Here is an 828-nt window from a genome sequence, read left to right on the forward strand (position 1 = left end):
TCTTGCTGATAAAGCTAAAGAAGTTGTTTCAATTGGTAACCAAACAGGTGAAGGTTGGTTCTTAACTGGTGAAATGATTGAACTTATTGAAAGTGGAGCACCAAATATTGTATGTATGCAACCATTTGGATGTTTACCAAACCATGTTACAGGTAAAGGTGCTATTAAGGCTTTAAGAAAGAAATATCCTCAAAGTAACATTGTAGCTGTTGACTATGATCCAGGAGCTAGTGAAGTTAACCAATTAAATCGTATTAAATTAATGCTTTCAACAGCTTTTAAAAATTTAGATAAATAAAAAATAGTGGTTCGTATGAACCACTATTTTACTACCTTTATATTTTGACAAGATTGCAAGTTGATAACATGATATTTGTTTTATTGATTGAATAATGATTTTTAATTGCACAGATAATCAAACTATCACGGCTTTCTTTATAGGATAATGATTCACATTCAGCAAGAGAAAGCATAAAGTTTGTTTTCTTTAAATCAATATTTAAAACTAAACTCATTTGAATAAGATCATCTCTTTGAGGTTGAATTTTTCCATTAAGGATACCATTCAAAGTATTTTCATCAATTTTTGTTTCATTATATAACTTGATTGTAGGAATACAGTAATATCCTAATAAAGCATAAAAATAAGTTAAAAAATCTAAATCTGGAAATTCGTGTTTTACTTCATCAATATTGGCGCATGTATCAACAAGCATAAATAATCTATCGGCATTCATCATATCACCTACTTATTATAATTTTAACCCCTTTTAAATCATTGAACAAGTTTAAAAATATTTATTTTACTAATAATATTTTATAATAATA

At 27.2% G+C, this 828-nt stretch carries 2 protein-coding genes; one reads left to right on the forward strand and one right to left on the reverse strand.

The features are described 5' to 3' along the window. On the forward strand, window positions 1–298 hold a 298-nt coding region (locus LJD34_RS16055), incomplete at its 5' end, for a hypothetical protein (RefSeq protein ID WP_227360370.1). A 37-nt stretch (window positions 299–335) separates the two neighbouring features. On the opposite strand, the gene LJD34_RS16060 is transcribed toward LJD34_RS16055, so the two are convergent. Beyond that, on the reverse strand, window positions 336–737 hold the full coding sequence (locus tag LJD34_RS16060) for a hypothetical protein (RefSeq protein WP_119362463.1): 402 nt from the start codon (window positions 735–737) through the stop codon (window positions 336–338). Window positions 738–828: the final 91 nt, after the last annotated feature.

Origin of the sequence: Faecalibacillus sp. MSK20_93 (genome assembly GCF_020589945.1) — a bacterium.
Lineage (GTDB): Bacteria > Bacillota_I > Bacilli_A > Erysipelotrichales > Coprobacillaceae > Faecalibacillus > Faecalibacillus intestinalis.